A 22,082-nucleotide genomic window follows, 5' to 3' on the forward strand; every position below is an offset into this window, starting at 1 on the left:
GGTTGTCAGGAATGGGCCGGGGAGGTGGGATGGGCCAGCGTGGCCTTGACCTCCGAATCCAGCCGTGCGGCGTTGGCGGCGGCTTCGGTCTCGGGCAGCAGGTCGCCCTCCCACTTGGCGACGACGGCGGTGGCGATGGAGTTGCCCACGGCGTTGGTGGCCGAGCGGCCCATGTCCAGGAAGGTGTCCACGCCCAGGATGAGCAGCAGGCCGGCCTCGGGGATGTTGAACTGGTTGAGCGTGGCGGCGATCACCACCAGCGAGGCGCGCGGCACGCCGGCCATGCCCTTGGAGGTCAGCATCAGGATCAGCAGCATGGTGATCTGCGTGCCCAGCGACAGGTGGATGTCGTAGGCCTGGGCGATGAACAGCACGGCGAAGGTGCAGTACATCATGGAGCCGTCGAGGTTGAACGAGTAGCCCATGGGCATCACGAAGCTGGAGATCTTGCGCTTGACGCCGAAGCGGTCCAGCGCGTCCAGGATCTTGGGATAGGCGGCCTCGGAACTGGCGGTGGCGAACGACAGCATGAAGGCCTCCTTGATCAGCACCAGCAGCCTGAAGATGCGCGGGCCCAGGAACAGGAAACCGGCGATCACCAGCACGCCCCACAGCAGAAACAGGCCCAGGTAGAAGTCCCCCATGAAGACGGCGAACTTCAGCAGGATCTCCAGGCCGTTGACCGACACGGTGGCCGCCATGGCCGCCAGCACGGCCAGCGGCGCGAGCTTCATCACATAGCCGGTGATCTTGAGCATGACGTGGGACAGCTCGTCGATGGCGGCCACCAGCGTCCTGCCCTTTTCACCGAGAGCGGCCAGGGCCACGCCGAAGAACATGGAGAACACCACGATCTGCAGGATCTCGTTGTTGGCCATGGCCTCGGCAAAGGACTTGGGCACCAGGTGGCTGACGAAGTCCTTGAGCGTGAACTTGGCCGTGGCGAGGTTGGCCGAAGCCCCGATGTCCGGCAGCGGCAGCCCCAGGTTGTGGCCCGGCTGCAGCAGGTTGGCCAGGACCAGGCCCATGACCAGCGACACCAGCGAGGCGGTGACGAACCAGCCCATGGCCTTGAGGAACACCCGGCCCACCGAGGCCGCGTCGCCCATGTGCGCGATGCCCACCACCAGCGTGGAGAACACGAGCGGGCCGATCAGCATCTTGATCAGCCGCAGGAACACGTCCGACATGATGGAGATGTAGCCCGCGATCTGCGCGGCCGCCTTCTTGTCGGGGAAGTTGATGAACACCATGTAGCCGATCACGATGCCCAGCACCATGGCAACCAGAATCCAGATGGCGGGCGGAAGTCTTCTTGTCATTTCCATGTCTCCTTCGGAACCTGTGGGGAAGGCCGGGGCTGCCGTGTGTGGCACGTGGTCCCCGGGCGTCGGATGCAAGCGCTGAATGCAGGCGCGGGATGCAGTGCAGGGCGCTCAGGGGCCCTGGCTCAGGTAGGCGATCTCCCGGTGGCCCTCTTCGAAGGCCGCCAGGGTCTGCGGCCAGGCCTGGCCGGGCCAGGACAGTTCGAGCCGGCCCGACCGAGGGGCGTAGGCCGCCGTGTACAGCGTTCCGTAGCCGCGCCGCCAGGCGGGCTGGTACAGGGGCTCGCGCAGCAGCGCGGCCTGGGCGTCACGGGCCGGCATGCCGGCATCGATCTGCTGCTGCAGGGCGGCCAGCCGCTCGCAGGCGCTGGTGGCGCGTGCATGCTCGGGCCATTCCACCGTGTGCTGGAAGTTGGTCACGGCCCGGCGCCGGGTCACTTCCACGGGGCGGTCGGGGTTCAGGAACACCGTGGCCCATTCGCCCCGGGCGTCCAGCAGCGTGACGCTGTAGCACATGTGCACGGGCACGCGCTGCAGGATGGCCACGGCCGATGCGGTGTCCTGCGCGATCTCCAGCACATAGCGCAGCACCAGCGGAATGCCGAAGCCGTCGCCATGGGCCGTGCGGCCGCCAAAGGACAGCGAGGCGGCCAGGCCCGACTCGTTCATGCCGTCCAGCGCGCCCCACAGGCAGTCGCCCATGGCGGCCACGCGCTGCCCGCTCCAGCGCGTGGCCAGCCAGTGGCCCTCCAGCAGCGCGGGCGCGAAGTCGTAGTTGCGCAGCAGCATGGGTTCCTGCTGGCCGGCCGCATCGAGCCAGACGGCCTGGGAGCAGCCGGTGATGTAGGGCGGCGGGCACCACAACGACAGGAAGCGCGCCTCGATGTCGCCGCCGCCGGCCAGTTCCACCAGCCGCTCCCAGGTGGGCACCAGTTCCGGCATGTGCTGGCGCAGGGCGCGGCGGCACTCCAGGAAGCCGGCGCGCGCCACGGCGCCCTGGCGCAGGAACCAGGCGCGGTAGTAGGGCCAGGCCTGCTCGCACAGGGCCTGCCATTTCCGGCCGGGCAGGTCTTCGGCGATGGCCTGGAAGCGGATGCGGGTAGGCAGGGGCATGGGAGGCCTTCAGAGGATCTTGAACGAGCCCGGCGCCGGCGCTGCGCCGGGCTGGGTGGCCAGGATGGGCTTGCCCGCGTAGTAGTTCTTGATGCCGCGTATCCAGTCGCGCGCCCGGATGTTGAGCTTGAAGTTGTCGTCCATCGAGCGGCCGCGCGTGATCAGGATGCCCAGGTCGGCGCCCTCGTAGCGGTAGTCGCCGGGGCCGGTGATGCGCAGGAAGAAGGCCTCGCGCTCGGTGTCTATGGCCTTGCGGTTGTAGTCGAAGCGCTGGTAGGCGACGCTGCCGTCCTCGCCCATGCGGTAGATGCCGGTGGCCGGAGCATGCGTGACCTGGTCGATGCGGTCCTCGTTGAACTTGAGCACCACCTGAGACCAGGAGTCGATGAAATGCGGCTGGGCCCAGCGCTCGTTGATCTCCTTGACGTTCAGGTCGAACGGCACGCCCGAGAATTCGAGCAGGTGGAACAGGAACAGCGGCGCATCGGCGTAGGCGAAGGCGGCATGGTTGGTCATGGGGCTGGCGCCGCAGATGCGCGGGTTCAGCTCGCCCAGGTAGACCTCGCCGGTGTCGGTGTCGATCAGGAAGTCCAGGTCGAAGTAGCCGCGGTAGCCCTCGGCCAGCAGCTGGTTGCCGAAGCGCTCGGCCATGTCGCGCGCCCTGGCGCGCACCTCCTCGGAGAAGGCGCCCGGGAACACCTCGTTGCCGCACCAGCCGCCCTTGTAGGGCGTGAGTTCGCGCGCGCCCACCACCTCGGTCAGCAGCGGCCCGACCAGGGTGCCCGACTGGGTGGCGCAGGCCTCCAGCGTGGCGCCGCGGCAGTTGATGCGCTTCATGATCTTGACCTCGGGGTCGTTGACGATCTCGTCCTTGTGCTTGTCGAAGTCCTCGCGCGAGGCGATGAAGAAGGTGGTGTGGCCCGAGTCGCCGAAGGCCGACTGCACCACCAGGTCCTTGCCCAGGCCGTGGCGCTCGGCGATCTGCATCAGGTGCTCGTAGCTGTCCACCTTCTCCAGGGCGTTGGGCACCGAGTACACGCCGGCCTTGTTGCCTATGCGCACGGTCTCCATCTTGTTGTCGCAGCGCTGGCGCAGCGCGGCTGGCGGAAACCAGACCTCCATGCCCAGCTCCCGGGCCAGGGCCTCGGTCTTCTCGTCGAACATCAGGAAGGTGGCGACCGGCTTGCCGCCGCGCCGCTCGATCAGGTCCACCACGTCCTTGTGCTGCAGCAGGTAGTTGTTGATGTCCTCGATGGACTCGAAGGGCTCGTGCGGCAGCTCCTGCGGCACGAAGGCGTTGGGGTGGCGGCCGTCGAAGCAGTCGATGTAGTTGATGTAGCGGAAGCGGTTGACCCAGCGGTCCATGCCCAGCAGGTTGAAGTTGGTGGCGCTGATGAAGTAGATGGGCCGCTCGTTGCGGTGGAACATCAGCAGCAGGTCGGCAACGCTTTTGACTTTGTTGTTCACTTCTTGCTCCTCGTCGTGGTCTTCTTCGGGGTGGGGGAAAGCGTGATCAGTTCAGGTTCGGGCTCGGGTCGGACCAGGCCCAGGCCTTCGTCGCCCGCCTGCGGCTGCGCCGCGCGGCCCGACAGCGCCAGCGCGGCGCGCGCGGCCGTGGCCTGGGCGGCGCGGTCCAGCGCGGCCCGGCTGAAGATGCGAAAGCCCAGCTCGGGCCGGAAGCCGTGGATCTCGCGCACATCGAGCGCGGCCATGAACTGCAGGATCTCGGCGCTGATCACCTGCCCGGGCACGAGGATGGGAAAGCCCGGCGGGTAGGGGATGACGAAGAGCGCGGACACCAGCTCGCGCCCCTCGGCAATGGCGCGCGCGGCCTCTGCCATGTCGATGTATTCGCAGTTGGTGTCGTCGTACGAGAGGAAGAAGGCGCTGCGGATGTCGCCGTCGCGCGTGCCTGCGCGGCCTTCGACGCTGCGGCCCCGGAAGGCGAAGTGGAAGCTGGAGAAATTGGGCAGCGGCGGCTGCTCCAGCGTGAGCGAGCGCACGCGCCTTTCATGGATGCGCCGCTCGATGGCGCTCAGGTCGGCCACGCGGGCGTCCACGTCGCGGGCAATCTTGATCAGCACCTCGATCAGGTAGGCGATGGCCGAGCGCGTGCTGCCGATGTTGGTCATGAACAGCACGGTGTTGCGCGAGGTCTTGTTGATCTGGATGCCGTACCTGTCCATCAACTCCTTGTTCTTGAAGGTGTCGCCGTCCATGCCCGTGGTGCCGATGACCAGGGTGGCTCGGCTGGGGTCGAGCACGAACTCGTCGCTGCGCCATGCCACCTCCAGGTTGTCCCAGCCCGTCTCGTCGTTGTAGTAGTTGTCCACGCCCGACTCGCGGTAGGCCAGCGGCACCAGGTCGCCGATGCGCAGGAAGCGGAAGTAGCGCCTGAGCAGGGGGTGGTGCAGCACCTGCTCGCGCAGGCTCATGGCCAGCTCCAGCTGGCGCTGGATCAGCTCGTAGCCCTCCAGTTCCACCTGGCGGCGGCCCACGTCCAGCGAGGCGAGGATCTGGTAGTTGGGCGAGGTCGAGGTGTGCGTCATGTACGCCTCGTGGAAGGACTCCTCGGCCTTGTCCTTGAAGTCCTGGTCCCAGATATGGATCATCGAGCCCTGGCGCAGCGCCGTCAGCGTCTTGTGCGTGGAATGCGTGGCGTAGACCCGGATGCGGGCCTTGGCGGGGTCGGGGATCAGGCGGGTCTCCAGCAACTGCTGGTCGTCCTCCCAGTCGATGCTGGCGGCGAACTCGGCGTGGCGCCTGGCGTAGGCCGGGTCCTTGAAGGTCTCGCACAGCTTGGCGGCGCTGGCCATGGCCGTGCGCGGGCGGTAGATGGGATGGCAGCGCGCGAAGGCGAACCAGGCCTCGTCCCAGAGGAAGACCAGGTCGGGCTTGATGGCCAGGCATTCCGTCATCACGCGCTCCACGTCGTAGACGATGCCGTCGAAGGTGCAGTTGGTCAGCAGCACCATGCGCACGCGCTCCAGCGTGCCCGCGCGCCGAAAACCCAGCAGGGTCTCCTTGATGTGGCGCAGCGGCACGGCGCCGTACATGGAGTACTGGTCCAGCGGATAGGAGTCCAGGTAGGCCACCTGGGCGCCGGCCAGCACCAGGCCATAGTGGTGGGACTTGTGGCAGTTGCGGTCCACCAGCACGATGTCGTCGGGCCGCACCAGGGCCTGCACCACGATCTTGTTGCAGGTGGAGGTGCCGTTGGTGGCGAAGTAGGTGCGCCTGGCGCCGAAGGCGCGGGCCGCGTACTCCTGGGCCAGCTTGAGCGGGCCCACGGGGTCCAGCAGCGAGTCCAGCCCGCCCGAGGTGGCCGAGGTCTCGGCCATGAACAGGTTCATGCCGTAGAACTGGGCCAGGTCGCCGATCCAGTTGCTGTTCATGATGGACTTGCCGCGCGCCAGCGGCAGCGCATGGAACACGCCCGTGGGCTGCTTGGCGTAGTCGCGCAGCGCGTGGAAGAAGGGCGTCCTGTGGCGCTCGCCCACGCCTTTCATGATGGCGCTGTACAGCTCGATGTGGTCTTCCTCGCCGAAGAAGATGCGCTTGAAGACCTCGCCCACGCGCGCGGCGATCTCCTCGACGCTGACATCGGTGACCAGGTACAGGTCCAGCTCGGGGCGCAGCTGCGCGATCTGGCGGCCCAGCAGCGGGCCGCGCTCGAACTCGGGCATGGCCTCGCTGTTGTCGTCCATGCCTTCCAGGAAGCGGCGCAGCATGCCGTTCCTGTTGACCGAGCGGAATGGAAAGCCATGGCGTATCACCACGGCCTGCAGGTTGAAGTTGACCAGGGTGGCGATCAGCGCGTCCTCGAAGCTGGGCACCACCACGATGTCGAACACGAAATCGTCGTCGGCGCTGCGCTTGCGCTGCACGCGGCGGCGCAGCGCGTCTTCCTCGCTGGCCGACATCTCGTCGACGATCAGCACCTCGAAGTAAGGCCGCGTCAGCTGTGCCTGGCGCTCGCTGTCGGTCTCTATCTGCGAGGGCAGTTCGTTGTCGTTGTCCAGCGTGTTGGCGTCATGGCGGTAGGTGCGCGCGGCCAGCACGCGATGGATGCGCCGCGCCGCCTGGTGGGCGCGCGCCAGCTCCTCGCGCTCTATCCACTGGCACAGCTCACCGAAGACCCGGCCCCCGGGAAAGGCCCAGTAGCTTTCGACCGGAGCCAGCGCGTCGATGATGGTCTGCACATGGGCCAGGCGGCTGGCACGCTCGGGGTGCTCGGGCGCCAGGATGGCCAGCCGGCTGAGATCGTCCACCAGGCTGATCCAGCCATCGGCACGCATTTCCCAGACGCTGCGGTGGCGGCTGAGGGAGGCACGGGCGCGCGTTTCGGTCGGGGGGCGGGATGTCATCGTTGTCTCCTGGTTTTTTGCCGCATCGCCCGGTGGCTTGCGGCTTTGTGGTGCTCTTGATGTCGATCGCTGGGAAAAGGGGCGTGTCAGGTCATTGGGGCTTGTCCAGTGCTCCCAGGCTGTGCAGGTAGGGGAAGTCGGTGCCGTCCTTGCGGTAGATGGTGAAATCGCAGTCGCGGTCGCGGAAGCTCTTGAGCGGCTGGCCCAGGTTGCTGCGCAGGCCGTGTTCGCGCTCGTGCCGCAGCCGGGCGAAGTCGACCTCGATGGGCATGATCTGGGCGCCGCTGTCGGCCTGGTGGAGCACGTAGCCCGAGGGGTCCACGATGATGGAGCGGCCCACGCCGCCGTCGCCCACGCCGTTCACATCGAAGAAATAGACCTGGTTGGTGACGGCCGAGGCGCGCGCGATGCACAGCTCCACATCGCGGTCGATGGTGTCCGTCATGGTGGGGTGCAGGATCACCTCGGCGCCCATGGCCACCAGCGTGCGCGTGGTTTCCGGAAACCACATGTCGTAGCAGATGGACACGCCGAAACGGCCCGCGCCAGGCACGTCGAACACGCAAAAGCCGGTGCCGCCGGCCACATCGCGCTCATAGGGCCTGAAGGGGAAGAGCTTGCGAAAACGCGTGACGACCTCGCCCTGCGGGTTGATGACGGGCGTGGTGTTGTAGACCACCGTGCCATCGGGGCCGGCCACGCTCTCGAACAGCGAGCCGGGAATCAGCCACAGGCCGGTTTCCCGGGCCAGCCCGCACAGCCGGTCCTCGGTGGGGCCGGGCAGCGGCTCGGCCCTGTCGTGCTTGGGGCCCAGCGCCGCCAGCTCGGAGAACAGCACCATGCGGACCCAGGGAAAACGCGAGCGGATGTGGCGCAGGTAACCGGCCATGCGCTCCAGGTTGCTGTCGAAGGCGCAAACCTCCATCTGGACGCCGGCGATGCCGAAGGTGGTGGCCGTGCTCATGGCTGCACCTCCTGGCAGGCGGCTTGCCGGGCCGGCAGGGTGCCGCAACGAAAAGCTTTCAACTTCAAGGACATAGGCTGACTGAGGGGCGGAGAGAACCGGGCGGTAGGCACAGATCTTTGAAGTGTCTGGAGGCGGATCATTGAAAAAGTATTCGGCTTTCACGCCTTCGATAGCTATACATGGGGGCGAGTCTATGTTCACATTGATCCCAACAAAAGAACCAAATACCGTGAACAAAAGAGAACCAATTTCCCGCGTTGGAAGTGCCACGCTGCCGGACTTTGTCAATCGGCATTTCCAACGTAGCGATGCCGAGTACAACCACCGCCAGCTCTACCGCATCGTCAAGGAAGGCATCCTGCGCAAGGCCCTGCCGGCGGGCTCGCGGCTGCCCACCAGCCGCGAGCTGGCGCAGACGCTGGGCATTGCGCGCAACACCATCGTCCAGGTCTATGAGCAACTGGCGCTGGAGGGCCTGGTGCAGGCCGGCGTGGGGCGGGGCACCTATGTGGCCGAGGTGGCGCCGGCCTTCGTGAGCCAGCCGCCGTTGCCGCGCCGCCGGGGCACGCCGCTGTCGCGGCGCGGCAGCGCCATCGTGGGCGGGGCGCGGGCCAGCCATCTGCAGTGGGGCGCGTTCGCGCCGGGCGTGCCCGAGCTGCGCCAGTTTCCGGCCGCGCTATGGAGCCGCCTGCACGCCCAGGCCTGGCGCGATCACAACCCGCTGCAACTGAGCTATGCCACGGGTGCGGGCCATCCCGCGCTGCGCGAAGCCATTGCCGAGCACTTGCAGGGCACGCGCGGCGTGGCCTGCAGCGCGGACCAGATCCTGGTGACCAGCGGCGCCCAGCAGGCGCTGCACCTGATTTCCCAGCTGCTGGCCGATCCCGGCGACACCGTCTGGCTGGAGGACCCCGGCTACTGGGGCGCACGCAGCGTGTTCCGCATGGCCGGCCTGCAACTGCAGCCCATCGCGCTGGACGGCGAGGGCCTGGCGCCCACGCCGCAGCAACTGAAGACACCGCCGCGGCTGATGTTCATCTCGCCCTCGCACCAGTACCCCAGCGGCGTGCTCATGGGCCATGGCCGAAGGCGCCAGCTGCTGGACTACGCGGTGGCCCAGCGGGTCTGGATCGTCGAGGACGACTACGACAGCGAGTTCCGCTTCACCTCGCGCCCGCTGCCGGCGCTGCAGGGCCTGGACGAGCACGGCCGCGTGATCTACCTGGGCACCTTCTCCAAGACCATGTTCCCCTCGCTGCGGCTGGCCTACCTCGTGCTGCCCAGCGACCTGGCCGACAGCTTTGCCCGCGCGCTGAGCGAGCTGTTCCGGGAGGGGCAGATCATGCAGCAGATCGTGCTGGCGCAGTTCATGCGGCAGGGCCACTACGTCAACCACATCCGCCGCATGCGCCAGGTCTACGGCGAGCGCCGGCGCGTGCTCATCGACGAGATAGGCCAGCGCCTGGGCACGGCGGTGACCGTGCAGGGCGGAGACGCGGGGCTGCACCTGGTGCTGGGCCTGCCCTCCGGCGCGGACGATGACGCCATTGCGCGGCAGGCACGCAAGCTTGGCGTGCTCACGCGGCCGCTGTCCCTGTACTCGCTCAGGCCCGATCCGGCCCGGGGCCTGGTGCTGGGCTACGGTGCCGTGACGGAGCAGGAGATCCGCCACAGCTTCGGCCTGCTGGCCGAGGTGATAGCGCCCCATCTGCCCTGAACGGGCACCAGGAGCCTTCGCTGTTTCACTCCTTCAGGCCCGCACGCCGCGCAAGCCAGTCCAGCAACTGGCCATTGTCCATCGGCCGGGCAATGTGATAGCCCTGTCCCTCCTGGCAGCCCATGGCGCGCAGGGCCTGCCAGGCGCTGGCGTCCTCTATGCCTTCGGCCAGGACCTGCAGGCCGAGCTTGCGGCCCAGCTGGGCGATCATTTCGGCGATGCGCGCCTCCTGTGATTCGCCAAGCTGGCGCACGAAGCTGCGGTCGATCTTGATGCGGTCCAGCGGCAGGCGCTCCAGGTAGCTCAGCGAGGAGTAGCCGGTGCCGAAGTCGTCGATGGCAATGGTCACGCCCAGGGAGCGCAGGGCGCTGAGCGTGGCCTGCAGCAGCTGGGTGGGCAGCACGGCCACCGACTCGGTGATCTCCAGCTCCAGCTGCGCGCCTTGCAGGCCGTGCTCTGCCAGGGCGTTGCTCACGGTCTGCAGAAAGCCCGGGTCCTGCAGCTGCACGGTGGAGACATTGACGGCCATGCGCCTGGGGGCGCGGCCGGCGTCCAGCAGTTCGCGCATGGTGCGGCAGGCCGTGGCCAGCACCCATTGGCCCAGCGGCACGATAAGGCCCGAATGCTCGGCCACCGGGATGAAGCGGTCGGGCGGCACGAAGCTGCCGTCCTGCCGGCGCCAGCGCAGCAGGGCCTCCAGGCCGACCAAGGCATGGGTTTCCAGGTCCACCTGGGGCTGGTAGACCAGGAAAAGCTGGGCGCCGTCGATGGCGGCGCGCAGGTCGGACAGCAGCAGGGCGCGGTCGCGCGCCTCCATGCCCATCTGCTCGGAGTACTCCAGCAGCTGGCCGCGGTGATCGCGCTTGGCGCGCTTGAGGGCGATGGTGGCGTCCTTGACCAGGTCGGTGCCGGCCTGGCGCTCATGGGGCAGGTACACGTAGCCGCAGGTCAGCGAGACCTTGTGCGGCACGCCGTCCACGGCCAGCGGCTGGCGGGCGCAGTCCAGCAACTGGGCCAGGGCCACCTCGTCGGTGGGGCCCAGGATGCCGAAGGTGTCCGATCCCACGCGCGCCAGCAGCACGCCTGCGGGCAGGGCGCTGGCCAGGCGGCGGGCCATGGCTTCGAGCAGGCGGTCGCCGAAGCGGTGGCCCATCACGTCGTTGGTGGCGCTGAAGTCGTCGATGTCCACCAGGGCCAGCACATGGTCACGCGTGCCGCGCCACACGCATTCGTCCACTTTTTCCACGAAGTGGGCGCGGTTGGGCAGGCAGACCAGGGGGTCGAAGTAGGCGGACTGGTGCAGGCGCTCCAGCAGGCCGCGGTTGTGCAGCAGCGTGCGCAGGTTGGCGCAGAAGACTTCGAGCAGCTGGCGGTCCAGTGCGCTGTGCGAGGCCGGCGCGTCGATGAAGACGGCCATGTCCTGCTCGTCGCCCCGGCCGATGTACAGCGCCACGCCGCGCTGCACGCCGTAGATGTTGCGCCGCGCCTGCAGCGCCTGGCGCAGCAGGCGCAGCCCGCGTGAGGCCAGCACGGTGGCGATGGGCTGGTCGATGAGCCGTGCGAACGGTCCCGTGGCCGCGAGCACGCGGTAGGGCTCGGCCGGGTGCGTGCCCTCCGAGCAGACCAGGCCTTCGCTGGCCACGCCCAGCAAGGTGGCCAGCTGGGTGATCACGCCCCTCGCGAAGGCGTGCAGATTGGTTTCCTCCAGCAGCGAGGCGCTGGAGCGCACCATCAGCTCCAGGCTGCGGCGGTTGGCCTCGATGGCGCACAGCTGCTCGTAGGAGCGCACGGCGGTCACCACGATGGCCAGCAGCCGGTCGGGCGTGAGTTCGGTCTTGGTGCGGCAGTCGTTGATGTCGTAGCGCAGCAGGGTTTCCAGATCGGGCGCCTGGCCCGGACGGCCGGTGCGCAGCACGATGCGGCTGTTGCGCAGGCCGGCCGTGTAGCGGATGAAGTCCACCAGGTCCAGCCCGGCGCCCGTGCCATCGGTCACGGCGTCGAGCACCACCACGGCCAGGTCCTGCTCGCTGCGCAGCAGATTGCGCGCCTGTGTGCCGGAGCGGGCGTAGAGGAACACCAGCGGCCGGCCGAACAGGGTGTGGCCTTCCAGCGCCAGGCGGAAGGCGGCGTGTACGTCGGGGTCGCTGTCCACGATCAGCACCCGCCATTCAGGCCCGGGCACGGGCGATGGCGGGGGCGGCTGCAGGAGGGCGGAAGCAGGGGCGGGCGCCCTGGGCGCCCGTGCGCGCATCACGAAACTCATGCCTCAGCCCTGTCCGTGTCCGCGCCGCTCAGGCCGTGGCATGGTCTGCCGCGCGCACGACCTGGTTGCGCCCGCTGCGCTTGGCGGCGTACAGCGCCTCGTCGGCCAGGCTGTAGGCGTCGTCGAAGCGGCCGCCGCTCGGGCGCCAGCTCACGCCGAAGCTGGCCGTGATGCAGCTGGCGTCGGGCAGGCCGAAGGGATGGGCCTCGATGGCGGCGCGCACCTGCTCGGCCACGCACACGGCGCCGTCGCTGTCGTGCTGGGGCAGCAGCACGGTGAATTCCTCGCCGCCCACGCGGCCGATGTGGGCCGTGGCCGGCACGGCGGCCTTGAGGCAGCGCACCACGCCCAGGATCACGCTGTCGCCCACGGGGTGGCCGAAGCTGTCGTTCACGCGCTTGAAGTGGTCTATGTCCAGCACGATCAGGGCCAGCCCCTGCTGGGTGAAGTGGCGGTTCACGCGCTCGATGATGGCCGCGCGGTTGAGCACGCCGGTCAGCGGGTCGTGCGTGGCGCGGTATTCCAGCTCGCCGGCCAGCTCCTGCAGGCGCTGGTTGAGCTGGGTCATCTCCAGCTCGGCCCGGTCGCTGCGGCGCACCAGCCGGCGTGTTTCGCGCAGCAGGCGCTCATAGGCGGTCAGCAGCACGCCCAGGGCCTGGTGGCAGGCCTGGGCGCCGGCCTCTTCGCCCCGGTCGTGGGCGGCGCGGGCCGCCAAAAGGGCCTGGTGCTCGGCATCGAAGAGGTCCGCGGGAGCGGCCACGGTGTCCATCACGCCGCCTTCACGGGGTGGCCGGTGAAGGCGATGGCGGGAAAGTCGTCGCGCAGCTCCTCGCCAAATTCGCAGATGGTGTCGTCTTCCTCGTCGTGGTACCAGTGCAGGGCCACGGGGCGGCCTGCCTCGGCGGCGCCGCTCAGTGCCTCGATCAGGTTGAACAGCATCTTGGTGCTGGAGCTGTTGAAGTAGGCCAGCGCGATGTGCACCTCGATGCGCGCCTGCTGCTGCGCCGGCTGCGGCTGGGCCAGGTAGTCCTTGAGGCGGGCCAGGATGCCGCCGTAGAAGGCGGCGGCGTTCTCGGGATAGGACTCGCCACGCAGGTGCAGCGTGTGCGTGTCGAACTGGAAGTCCACTTCCGGGGAACTGGGAGTCGGTGCGATGTAGAGGTTGTCCATGCGTGATCTCGGTGCGTTGTCCGTGCCTGCGGGCCGGGCCTGTCCAGGCCTGGTGCCGGAGCGACGGCTCAGAGCGTGGCTTTCAGGTAGAAGACGGGCCGGCCGTCCACGGTCTGGGCGGGATCGAAGTCGAACTGCAGCGGCTCGCGCGCATCGCGGGCCAGGGTCAGGAAACCCATGCCCGCGCCCTTGCTGCCTTCGGGCGCGTCATCGCGCAGCGACTGGCGGCAGGCCTTCTTGATCTCGTCCAGCGTCATGCTGCGCAGGGCGTCGAGCTTGGCGCGCAGTGCCTCGCCCATGCCCGGCTCGATGGGGTTGGCGCACAGCAGCACGAAGCTGCCGTCGTCCTCGCGGCGGATGCAGACCGCGCCGTGGCGCAGCTCGCCATCGTCCTGGTGGGGCGGGGTCAGGGCATCGGCCGAGTAATGGATGATGTTCTGCGCCATCTCGACAAAGGACGAGAACAGCTTGCGCCGCGTGAGGCCGGGCACGCCGGCCACTTCCAGCTGCAGCCGCACGGCCTCGGCCATGGCCGCGACGATGTTCTGCGAGAAGTAGCCCACGTAGTAGAAGATCACCTGGTGCTGGCGCGCCAGGTGGAAGAAGCTGCCGTACTTGTCGGCGATCTGTGCGGAGGGCATGGGAGGCATTCAGGTTCTGAAGCAGAAAAAGGTCAGGTCGTCGCGGCGGTGGTGCTCGCCCTGCCAGGCCTGCAGGGCGGCCAGCAGGGCGCGGTTGATCTCGGCGGGCGTGCGGCCTGCCTGCTCCAGCAGCAGCTCGCGCACGCGCTTCTTGCCGAAGGTGATGCCGCGCGGGCCGCCGACCTGGTCGATCAGGCCGTCGGTGGTGATGAAGACCAGGGTGCCTGCGGGCAGCTCCAGGTCGATGTTGTTCCAGGCGAAGTCGAACTCGCTGTCCACATAGCCCACGCCCTTGCGCTGGCCATCGATCACCTCCACCGCCTCGGCGCCGGGGCGCAGCAGGAACAGCGCAAGGCGCGCGCCTGCAAAGCGCAGGCGCCGGTGCGCGGGCTCGAACCAGAAGCAGGCCGCGTCCAGCCCGTCGTCCGAGCCCGGCGTGCCGTCCTTGCCATCGAGCTGGCCCAGCATCTGCTTGACGCTGCGGTTCACATGGCCCAGCAGCGCGGCCGGGTCGCGCGGGCCGTGCTCCTTGATGGCCTGGCTCAGGCTGCTGGTGGCGATCAGCGTCATGAAGGCGCCGGGCACGCCGTGGCCCGTGCAATCGGCCACGGTGGCAAACCAGCCATCACCGTCCTGGCTGAACTGGTAGAAGTCGCCGCCGACCACATCGCGCGGCTCCCAGACCAGGTCGGCCCCGGGGCAGGCGCGGGCCAGGGCCTCGCGCGAGCTGCGCAGCAGCGACTGCTGGATCACGCTGGCGTATTCGATGCTGTGCATGATCTGGCGGTTGCGCGCCACCTGCATGTCCGCCACCGCGCGCATCAGCTGCAGACCGTTGCCCACGCCCGCGAACAGGCCGTCGCGCGTGATGATGAAGCCATCGGTCAGCGCCTTTTCGCCGTACTCCACGGTCTTCACGGTCAGGGTGTCGATGTCGGTGGAGGCATCGACCACCAGCGGCTCCTTGTCCATGAAGGCGATGCAGCTCTTCTTGCCGTACAGCTCCATGCGAAACGGCTTGCTGAACTGGGACAGGAAGATGCTGCGGTTGATCAGGCCGATGGGGCGGTTGCCCTCCACCACGGGCAGGCTGATCAGGTCCCGATGGCGCGTGAAGACCTCGAGCACCTTCTCGTTGGTCTCGTCGGCGGTCATGCAGGGAACGGGGGTACACAGGTCCGCAGCGCTGGGTGGGCGGAAACGTGGCCTGGAATCGCTCAGGTAGGCGCGGGACTCATCCATGGAAGACACATCGCAAAATTGTTAAGGAATGTTACGTTTTCCTTGTTGCAGTTTTGTGACGCGCACGGCCCTGGTTGGCATGCACTTGTCTTGCGCATAACCATGCGCCAAAAGCTTCGTTGTGGCGTGGCAGGGCGGTTCCTAGCATGGGGGCTTCCACCCATGCAAGCACTGAGGAGAGGCCGTGAACGCTGTCACCGAAGCCAGCCACCTGAGCACCGTGGCCCAAGACCTGGAGCAGGACCGGCAACAGCCGCTGCAGATCCAGCCCCTGTCCGGCCGCATAGGCGCCGTGCTCCACGGCGCCAGGCTGTCGGGCGAGCTGGCGGCCGAACAGTTCACGCAGATCCATGCGGCCCTGCTGCGCCACCGCGTGCTGTTCTTCCGGGGCCAGCACCATCTGACGGATGCATCGCACCAGGCCTTCGGGCGGCTGTTCGGCGAGATCGAATCGCACCCCACCGTGCCTGCCCCGGACGGCACGGCCTTTCTGGAGCTCAATTCCCAGCATGGCGGCCGCGCCGATTCCTGGCATACCGACGTCACCTTCAAGGCGGCCTTTCCCAAGGTCTGCGTGCTGCGCGCCGTCACGCTGCCCGGCCATGGCGGCGACACCGTCTGGGCCAATACCGTGGCCGCCTATGAGGGCCTGCCCGAGCCGCTCAGGCAACTGGCCGAGCAACTGTGGGCCGTGCATGGCAACGACTACGACTATGCCGAGAACTTCCGCCAGAACGCGGCCAGCCAGACCGAGACCGCAGGCCGCGCCAGCTACCGCAAGGTGTTCACGCGCAAGACCATCGAGTCGGAGCAGCCGCTGGTGCATGTGCACCCCGAGACTGGAGAGAAGGCGCTGCTGCTGGGCCACTTCGCCAAGCGCATCAAGGGCCTGCGCGCCAATGAATCGACGGCGCTGCTGCAGCTGTTCAACGAACGCATCATCCGGCTGGAGAACACCGTGCGCTGGCAGTGGGCGCAGGGCGACGTGGCCATCTGGGACAACCGCGCCACGCAGCACTACGCCATCAACGACTACGGCGATGCCCACCGCGTGGTGCGCCGCGTCACCGTGACCGGCACCGTGGCCACCAGCGTGGACGGCCGCCACAGCGTGGACATCACGGTGCCCGAGCCGCTGGCGGCCTGACTGCCCGTGCTATCGGGCAGCGCGCTGCCTGACCGCGTCTTCGTGCAGCGACTCGCTGAGCTGGTCCACGACGATGGACCACGACGCATCGGCCTTGAGCTGCTCGGCCAGGAACTGGCGCTGCGCATCGCTCCAGTAGGGCGCATCCACCACATCCACATCGGCGGCCAGCTGGTGCGCGCGGATGAAATCGGCAATGGCCTGGTCACTGGCATCCAGGCCCAGCTGCAGGAAGAGATTGGACATGCGTACGACGGAGTTGTTCATGAAGGCGTGTGGATGTGTGTGGGATGAGAGGGCGCTATCTTCCTCGATTTGACCGGCCCTGCGGACCGGTTGTGCCGGGGTTGCGGCCCGGTTGCGGTCGTTTGTTGAGCGGGTAGGTGCAGGCTGACAGCCTGCCGCGCTCCGGGCCAGCGTGCGCGCGGCGACCGCCCCACTAGCATGGGGCCATGAGCATTCCCGCCCCTGATCCCGCATGGCCGCCGACCTGATCGTGGCCCGCCCCGAAGGCCTGTACTGCGCGGCCGGCGACTTCTACATCGACCCCTGGCGGCCCGTGGACCGGGCCGTGATCACGCATGGCCACTCCGACCACGCGCGCGCCGGCCACGCCCATTACCTGGCCCATGACGACAGCGAGGGCGTGCTGCGCGCACGGCTGGGGGCGGACATCACGCTGCAGACCCTGCCGTATGGCGAAGCCATCGATCACCACGGCGTGCGCATCTCCCTGCACCCGGCCGGCCATGTGCTCGGATCGGCCCAGGTGCGGCTGGAGCATGGCGGCCAGGTCTGGGTGGCCTCGGGCGACTACAAGACCGAGGCCGACGGCACCTGCACCCCCTTCGAGCCCGTGCGCTGCGACACCTTCATCACCGAATCCACCTTCGGCCTGCCCATCTACCGCTGGCCCCGTCAGCCCGAGCTCATGGCCGACATCAACGCCTGGTGGCAGGCCAACGCCGCCCAGGGCCGGCCCTCGGTGCTGCTGTGCTATGCATTCGGCAAGGCCCAGCGCATCCTGCATGGGGTAGACCGCCGCATCGGCCCCATCGTCGTGCACGGCGCGGTGGAGCCGCTCAATGCCGTGTACCGCGCAGCGGGCTTGGACCTGCCGCCCACGCTGCGCGTGACCGACCCCGGCGTGGATGCACAACTGCTCAAGACCGCCCTGGTGCTGGCGCCGCCGTCGGCGCAGGGCACGCCGTGGATGCGCCGGTTTCCCGGCCATGCCGATGCCTTTGCCAGCGGCTGGATGCAGCTGCGCGGCACGCGCCGTCGCCGTGGCGTGGACCGGGGCTTTGTCATGTCCGACCATGCCGACTGGCCCGGCCTGCAATACGCCATAGGCGCCACGGGCGCCGAGCGTGTCTTCGTCACGCATGGCAGCGTGGCGGTGCTGGTGCGCTGGCTGCGCGAGCAGGGCCTGGATGCGCAAGCCTTCCAGACCGAATACGGCGATGAGGACGAGGCTGCCGCCGCCCAGGCTGCACCGGATGAGGCGCCCGCGCCATGAAGGATTTCGCCGCCCTCTACCGCGCGCTGGACGCCAGCACCGCCAGCCGCGACAAGCAGGCCGCGCTGCAGGCCTATCTGCGCGCCGCCGCGCCTGCCGATGCGGCCTGGGCCGTCTACTTCCTGGCCGGCGGCAAGCCGCGCCAGCTGGTGCCCACCAAGGTCTTGAAGGAGCTGGCGCGCGAGGCTGCCGGCCTGCCCGAATGGCTGTTCGACGAAAGCTACGAGGCCGTGGGCGACCTGGCCGAAACCATTGCGCTGCTGCTGCCGCCACCCGGTGACGCGCACGACCTGGGCCTGGCCGCCTGGGTCACGGACCACTTGCTGCCGCTGCGCGGCATGGCGCCCGAGGCGCTGGCGGACACGCTGCGCATGCAATGGGCACGGCTGGCGGCCGATGAGCGGCTGGTCTACTTCAAGCTGATCACCGGCGCCTTCCGGGTCGGCGTGTCGCGGCTGCAGGTCACGCAGGCGCTGGCGGCCGTCAGCGGGGTGGATGCCAAGCGCATCGCCCAGCGGCTCATGGGCTACACCCACATCGGCGCGCGGCCCGGGGCAGCCGACTACCTGCGGCTGGTGGCAGGTGAGGAAGAGGGCGATGACGCGCATTCGGGCGAAGCCCGTGGCCACCCCTATCCCTTCTTCCTGGCCCATCCGCTGCAGTTGCCGCTGGAGCAGTTCGACGCCGTGCTCGGCCCGCCGTCCCAATGGGTGGTGGAGTGGAAATGGGACGGCATACGCGCCCAGATCGTGCGGCGCGGCAGCGGTGACGCGCTGGGCACCTGGATCTGGTCGCGCGGCGAGGAACTGGTGAGCGAGCGCTTCCCCGAGCTGCAGGCCATGGGCGATGCCTTGCCTGCGGGCACCGTGATCGACGGCGAGATCGTCGTCTGGGCCGCGCAGCAGGGCGAGGCGCCCGCCCATGTGCGCCCCTTTGCCGACCTGCAAAAGCGCATAGGCCGCAAGACCCTGGGCCCCAAGCTGCTGCGCGAGCTGCCCGTGGTGCTGCTGGCCTATGACCTGCTGGAGGAGGGCGGCCAGGACCTGCGCGCGCTGCCCCAGCATGAACGGCGCGCAAGGCTGGAGCAGCTGGTGGCCACCGTGGCGCACCCGGCGCTGCTGCCCAGCCCCGTGCTGGCAGGCGACAGCTGGCAGGCCCTGGCCGAACTTCGCGAGCAGGCCCGTTCCCTGGGTGTGGAGGGCATGATGCTCAAGGCCCGCGATGCCGCCTACGGCGTGGGCCGCACCAAGGACAGCGGCGTGTGGTGGAAGTGGAAGATCGATCCGCTGAGCGTGGACGCCGTGCTCATCTACGCACAGCGCGGCCATGGCCGTCGCGCCAGCCTCTACAGCGACTACACCTTTGCCGTCTGGAACGCGCCGCCCGGCACCGAGGGCCGTGCCCTCGTGCCCTTCGCCAAGGCCTATTCGGGCCTGACCGATGCAGAAATGGCGCGCGTGGACGCCGTCATCCGCAAGACCACGGTGGAGAGCTTCGGCCCCGTGCGCAGCGTGCGGCCCACCCTGGTGTTCGAGCTGGGCTTCGAGGGCATTGCGCGCAGCGCACGCCACAAGAGCGGCATTGCCGTGCGCTTTCCGCGCATGCTGCGCTGGCGCGAGGACAAGCCTGTGCAGGAGGCCGACTCCATCGACACGCTGGCCGCCCTGCTGCCGCACTCCGACCCTTGATCAACCCTTGACCGACCTGTGACCCACCCTTGACGCACCGCGCCATGGCCACCCGTGCCGCCCACCCCCTCGCCACCGCCTGGCTTGCCGCACGGGGCTGGAAGCCCTTTGCCTTCCAGCGCGCCGTGTGGAAGGCGCTGGCCCAGGGCCACAGCGGCCTGCTGCACGCCACCACGGGCGCAGGCAAGACCTATGCGGTCTGGCTGGGCGCCTTGCAGGCCTTTGCGCAGGCCTCCAAGGCGCCTGCCCAGGCCCCATCCAGCAGGAGAAAACCCGCCGCCGCGCCCCTGACCGTGCTGTGGATCACGCCCATGCGTGCCCTGGCGGCCGACACGCTCAAGGCGCTGCAGACGCCCTTGCAGGCGCTGGCCCAGGACCATCCCGCGCTGGCGCGCTGGACCGTGGGCGCACGCACGGGCGATACGGGAAGCGCCGAGCGCAGCGCGCAGTCGCGCCAGCTGCCCACCGTGCTGGTCACCACGCCCGAGAGCCTGTCCCTCCTGCTGGCGCGGGCCGATGCGCGCGAGCTGCTGGGCTCCGTGCGCCTGGTGGTGGCCGATGAATGGCACGAGCTGCTGGGCAACAAGCGCGGCGTGCAACTGCAGCTGGCCCTGGCGCGGCTGCGCGGCTGGAGCCCGCAACTGAGCGTCTGGGGCATGTCGGCCACGCTGGGCAATCTGGACGAAGCCATGCAGACCCTGCTGGGCCTGGAGGACCATGGCCAGCCGCGGCCCGGCGTGCTGGTCCAGGGCCAGGTGGACAAGCGCCTGGTGGTGGACACCTTGCTGCCCGACCGGCCCGAGCGCTTTTCCTGGGCCGGCCACCTGGGCCTGGCCATGCTGCCGGCCGTGGTGCGCGAGCTGGAGGCCACGGCCGGCTCCACCCTGGTCTTTGTGAACGTGCGCTCGCAGGCGGAGCTCTGGTACAAGGCGCTGCTGGAGGCCCGGCCCGACTGGGCCGGCCTGCTGGCCATACACCATGGCTCTCTGGACCGGGGTGTGCGCGAATGGGTGGAGGCCGGGCTCAAGGCCGGCACGCTCAAGGCCGTGGTCTGCACCAGCAGCCTGGACCTGGGCGTGGACTTCCTGCCCGTGGAGCGCGTGCTGCAGATCGGCTCGGCCAAGGGCATTGCGCGGCTGCTGCAGCGCGCGGGCCGCTCGGGCCATGCGCCGGGCCGGCCCTCGCGCATCACCCTGGTGCCCACGCACAGCCTGGAGCTGGTGGAGGCCGCCGCCGCCCGCGCCGCCGTGCGCGCGCAGCAGGTGGAAATGCGCGCCAGCCCCCGCCAGCCCGTGGACGTGCTGGTGCAGCACTTGGCCACCGTGGCCCTGGGCGGCGGCTTCGTGCCCGATGAGCTGTATGCCGAAGTGCGCCGCACCGTCGCCTACGCCGGGCTGGCGCCTGCGGTCTGGCAGTGGTGCTTGGACTTCGTGCACCGGGGCGGCCCCTCGCTGGCCGCCTATCCCGACTACCAGCGCGTGCGGCCCGACGGGGAGGGCATCTGGCGCATGCCCGACGCGCGGCTGGCGCGCAGGCACCGCGCCAACATCGGCACCATCGTCAGCGACGCCAGCATGAGCGTGCAGATCCTGCACGGCGCGCGGCTGGGCAGCATGGAAGAGAGCTTTCTGTCGCGCCTGTCGCCCGGCGATGCCTTCGTCTTCGCGGGCCAGGTGCTGGAGCTGGTGCGCATCGAGGACATGACCGCCTACGTGCGCCGCGCCTCCAGAACGCGGCCCACCGTGCCGCGCTGGGCGGGCGCGCGCATGCCGCTGTCCACCGTGCTGGCCGACTTCGTGGTGCAGCAATTGGCGCTGGCGGCAGCGGGCGACTACCACTCGCCCGAGCTGCGCTGCGTGCGCCCCCTGCTGGAGGTGCAGCAGCGCTGGTCGGCCCTGCCCACGCCCGGAACGCTGCTGGCCGAAACCCTGCGCACGCGCGAAGGCTGGCATCTCTTCCTCTACCCATTTGCGGGCCGCCATGCCCATACGGGGCTGGCCAGCCTGCTGGCCTGGCGTGCCGCGCAGGGCGAGACGGGCACCTTCTCCATCGCCGTCAACGACTACGGGCTGGAGCTGCTGAGCGCCACCGAGCGTGACTGGGCCGCCATGCTGCCCGAACTGCTGCGCGCCGAGCCGGTGCAGGCCGTGGCGGCGCCCGGACGTGTCTCTGCCACGGAGGCGGGCGCCATGCGCAATACCGCCAATGCCGACCGCCACTGGGACCAGGCCGCCGACGACGCCCACCTGGCGGGCGATGACGCGCGCCACGCCCTGCTGCACGAAGTGCTGGCCAGCCTCAACGCCACCGAGATGGCAAGGCGGCGCTTCCGCGAGATCGCCCGCGTCTCGGGCCTGATCTTCCAGAGCCACCCGGGCGAGCGCCGCAGCGCGCGCCAGCTGCAGGCCTCGGCCCAGCTGTTCTTCGAGGTGTTTCGCAAATACGACGACAGCAACCTGCTGCTGCGCCAGGCCGACGAGGAAGTGCTGAGCCAGGAACTCGATGTCGCCCAGCTGCTGGCCGCGCTGCGCCGCATGCAGGCCCAGCAGCTGGTGGTGAGCGCGCTGCGCCGGCCCAGCCCGTTTGCCTTTCCGCTGATGGTGGAGCGCTTTCGCGAAAAGCTCACCAACGAGCACCTGGCCGACCGCATCGCGCGCATGCTGGCCCAGCTGCACGAGGCGGCAGACGCCGGCGGTGCAGCCAGCGAGCCGCGCACGCAGGACCTGGTCCCGCCCGATCCACCGCTGCGTCCACGGAAAAAGCCCAAGGCAGACCAGCACCCCGCCGTGGACGAGGATACGGCCGCCGTGCGCCGCACGCTGGATTTCTCGCTGCAGGCCACCGATGGCCCCGAGGCCGATGCCGCCAGCCGCCGCCCGCGCCGCGTGCGCAAGCCCTCGCGGCCCTTGCCGCTGCTGTAGAA

General features: G+C 69.0%; 16 protein-coding genes. 5 read left to right on the forward strand and 11 right to left on the reverse strand.

Annotation, left to right across the window (positions count from 1 at the left end; all coding sequences use genetic code 11):
* Window positions 1-5: 5 nt before the first annotated feature.
* From ACUTR7_RS10080 to ACUTR7_RS10100, 5 genes are all read right to left on the reverse strand, one after another.
* Window positions 6-1,322 (reverse strand): dicarboxylate/amino acid:cation symporter, encoded by a 1,317-nt coding sequence (locus ACUTR7_RS10080; RefSeq protein WP_445608740.1) that lies wholly within the window; start codon window positions 1,320-1,322, stop codon window positions 6-8.
* Window positions 1,323-1,436: 114 nt separating this feature from the next.
* Window positions 1,437-2,438 carry a C45 family autoproteolytic acyltransferase/hydolase gene (locus tag ACUTR7_RS10085; RefSeq protein ID WP_063326496.1) on the reverse strand — a complete coding sequence of 334 codons (1,002 nt, stop codon included), beginning with the start codon at window positions 2,436-2,438 and terminating at the stop codon, window positions 1,437-1,439.
* Between the two features lie 9 nt (window positions 2,439-2,447).
* Window positions 2,448-3,905 carry a biotin carboxylase gene (locus ACUTR7_RS10090; protein ID WP_013802977.1) on the reverse strand — a complete coding sequence of 486 codons (1,458 nt, stop codon included), beginning with the start codon at window positions 3,903-3,905 and terminating at the stop codon, window positions 2,448-2,450.
* Window positions 3,902-6,805 (reverse strand): aminotransferase class I/II-fold pyridoxal phosphate-dependent enzyme, encoded by a 2,904-nt coding sequence (locus tag ACUTR7_RS10095; RefSeq protein ID WP_013802976.1) that lies wholly within the window; start codon window positions 6,803-6,805, stop codon window positions 3,902-3,904. The genes ACUTR7_RS10090 and ACUTR7_RS10095 overlap by 4 nt, the downstream gene beginning before the upstream one ends.
* A 91-nt stretch (window positions 6,806-6,896) precedes the next feature.
* Window positions 6,897-7,769, reverse strand: coding sequence for a carbon-nitrogen hydrolase family protein (locus ACUTR7_RS10100; RefSeq protein ID WP_445608741.1), 873 nt, complete (start codon window positions 7,767-7,769; stop codon window positions 6,897-6,899).
* A gap of 232 nt (window positions 7,770-8,001) precedes the next feature.
* Here ACUTR7_RS10100 and pdxR point away from each other — a divergent pair, with 232 nt between their 5' ends.
* Window positions 8,002-9,489 (forward strand): MocR-like pyridoxine biosynthesis transcription factor PdxR, encoded by a 1,488-nt coding sequence (pdxR, locus tag ACUTR7_RS10105; RefSeq protein WP_445608742.1) that lies wholly within the window; start codon window positions 8,002-8,004, stop codon window positions 9,487-9,489.
* Between the two features lie 25 nt (window positions 9,490-9,514).
* Here pdxR and ACUTR7_RS10110 read toward each other — a convergent pair whose 3' ends face one another.
* The 5 genes from ACUTR7_RS10110 to ACUTR7_RS10130 form a co-directional block, all read right to left on the reverse strand.
* Window positions 9,515-11,752, reverse strand: a complete 2,238-nt coding sequence (locus tag ACUTR7_RS10110) for a putative bifunctional diguanylate cyclase/phosphodiesterase (RefSeq protein ID WP_445608743.1) — start codon at window positions 11,750-11,752, stop codon at window positions 9,515-9,517.
* A 28-nt stretch (window positions 11,753-11,780) separates the two neighbouring features.
* Complete coding sequence (locus ACUTR7_RS10115; protein ID WP_012204881.1) at window positions 11,781-12,521, reverse strand: GGDEF domain-containing protein; 741 nt, start codon at window positions 12,519-12,521, stop codon at window positions 11,781-11,783.
* Window positions 12,521-12,922, reverse strand: coding sequence for a DUF1987 domain-containing protein (locus ACUTR7_RS10120; RefSeq protein ID WP_012204882.1), 402 nt, complete (start codon window positions 12,920-12,922; stop codon window positions 12,521-12,523). The genes ACUTR7_RS10115 and ACUTR7_RS10120 overlap by 1 nt, the downstream gene beginning before the upstream one ends.
* 68 nt (window positions 12,923-12,990) lie before the next feature.
* Window positions 12,991-13,563 carry a SiaB family protein kinase gene (locus ACUTR7_RS10125; protein ID WP_445608744.1) on the reverse strand — a complete coding sequence of 191 codons (573 nt, stop codon included), beginning with the start codon at window positions 13,561-13,563 and terminating at the stop codon, window positions 12,991-12,993.
* 9 nt (window positions 13,564-13,572) lie between these two features.
* On the reverse strand, window positions 13,573-14,805 hold the full coding sequence (locus ACUTR7_RS10130; protein ID WP_445608745.1) for a SpoIIE family protein phosphatase: 1,233 nt from the start codon (window positions 14,803-14,805) through the stop codon (window positions 13,573-13,575).
* A 184-nt stretch (window positions 14,806-14,989) separates the two neighbouring features.
* Here ACUTR7_RS10130 and ACUTR7_RS10135 point away from each other — a divergent pair, with 184 nt between their 5' ends.
* Window positions 14,990-15,952, forward strand: a complete 963-nt coding sequence (locus ACUTR7_RS10135) for a TauD/TfdA dioxygenase family protein (protein WP_445608746.1) — start codon at window positions 14,990-14,992, stop codon at window positions 15,950-15,952.
* A gap of 9 nt (window positions 15,953-15,961) precedes the next feature.
* Here the strand turns inward: ACUTR7_RS10135 and ACUTR7_RS10140 are convergent, their stop codons facing one another.
* A complete protein-coding gene (locus ACUTR7_RS10140; protein ID WP_012204886.1) occupies window positions 15,962-16,219 on the reverse strand; it encodes a DUF2789 domain-containing protein in 258 nt (85 codons plus the stop codon).
* A 211-nt stretch (window positions 16,220-16,430) separates the two neighbouring features.
* On the opposite strand from ACUTR7_RS10140, the gene ACUTR7_RS10145 reads away from it, so the two are divergent.
* Genes ACUTR7_RS10145 through ACUTR7_RS10155 form a run of 3 tightly spaced genes read left to right on the forward strand, consistent with a single transcriptional unit; the run spans window position 16,431 to window position 22,080 of the window.
* Complete coding sequence (locus ACUTR7_RS10145; RefSeq protein WP_445608747.1) at window positions 16,431-17,471, forward strand: ligase-associated DNA damage response exonuclease; 1,041 nt, start codon at window positions 16,431-16,433, stop codon at window positions 17,469-17,471.
* Complete coding sequence (locus ACUTR7_RS10150; RefSeq protein WP_445608748.1) at window positions 17,468-19,159, forward strand: ATP-dependent DNA ligase; 1,692 nt, start codon at window positions 17,468-17,470, stop codon at window positions 19,157-19,159. The genes ACUTR7_RS10145 and ACUTR7_RS10150 overlap by 4 nt, the downstream gene beginning before the upstream one ends.
* Window positions 19,160-19,203: 44 nt before the next feature.
* Entirely contained in the window at window positions 19,204-22,080 is a 2,877-nt protein-coding gene (locus ACUTR7_RS10155) for a ligase-associated DNA damage response DEXH box helicase (protein WP_445608749.1), read from the forward strand.
* Window positions 22,081-22,082: the final 2 nt, after the last annotated feature.

Source organism: Delftia sp. NA_296.1 (assembly GCF_052692095.1).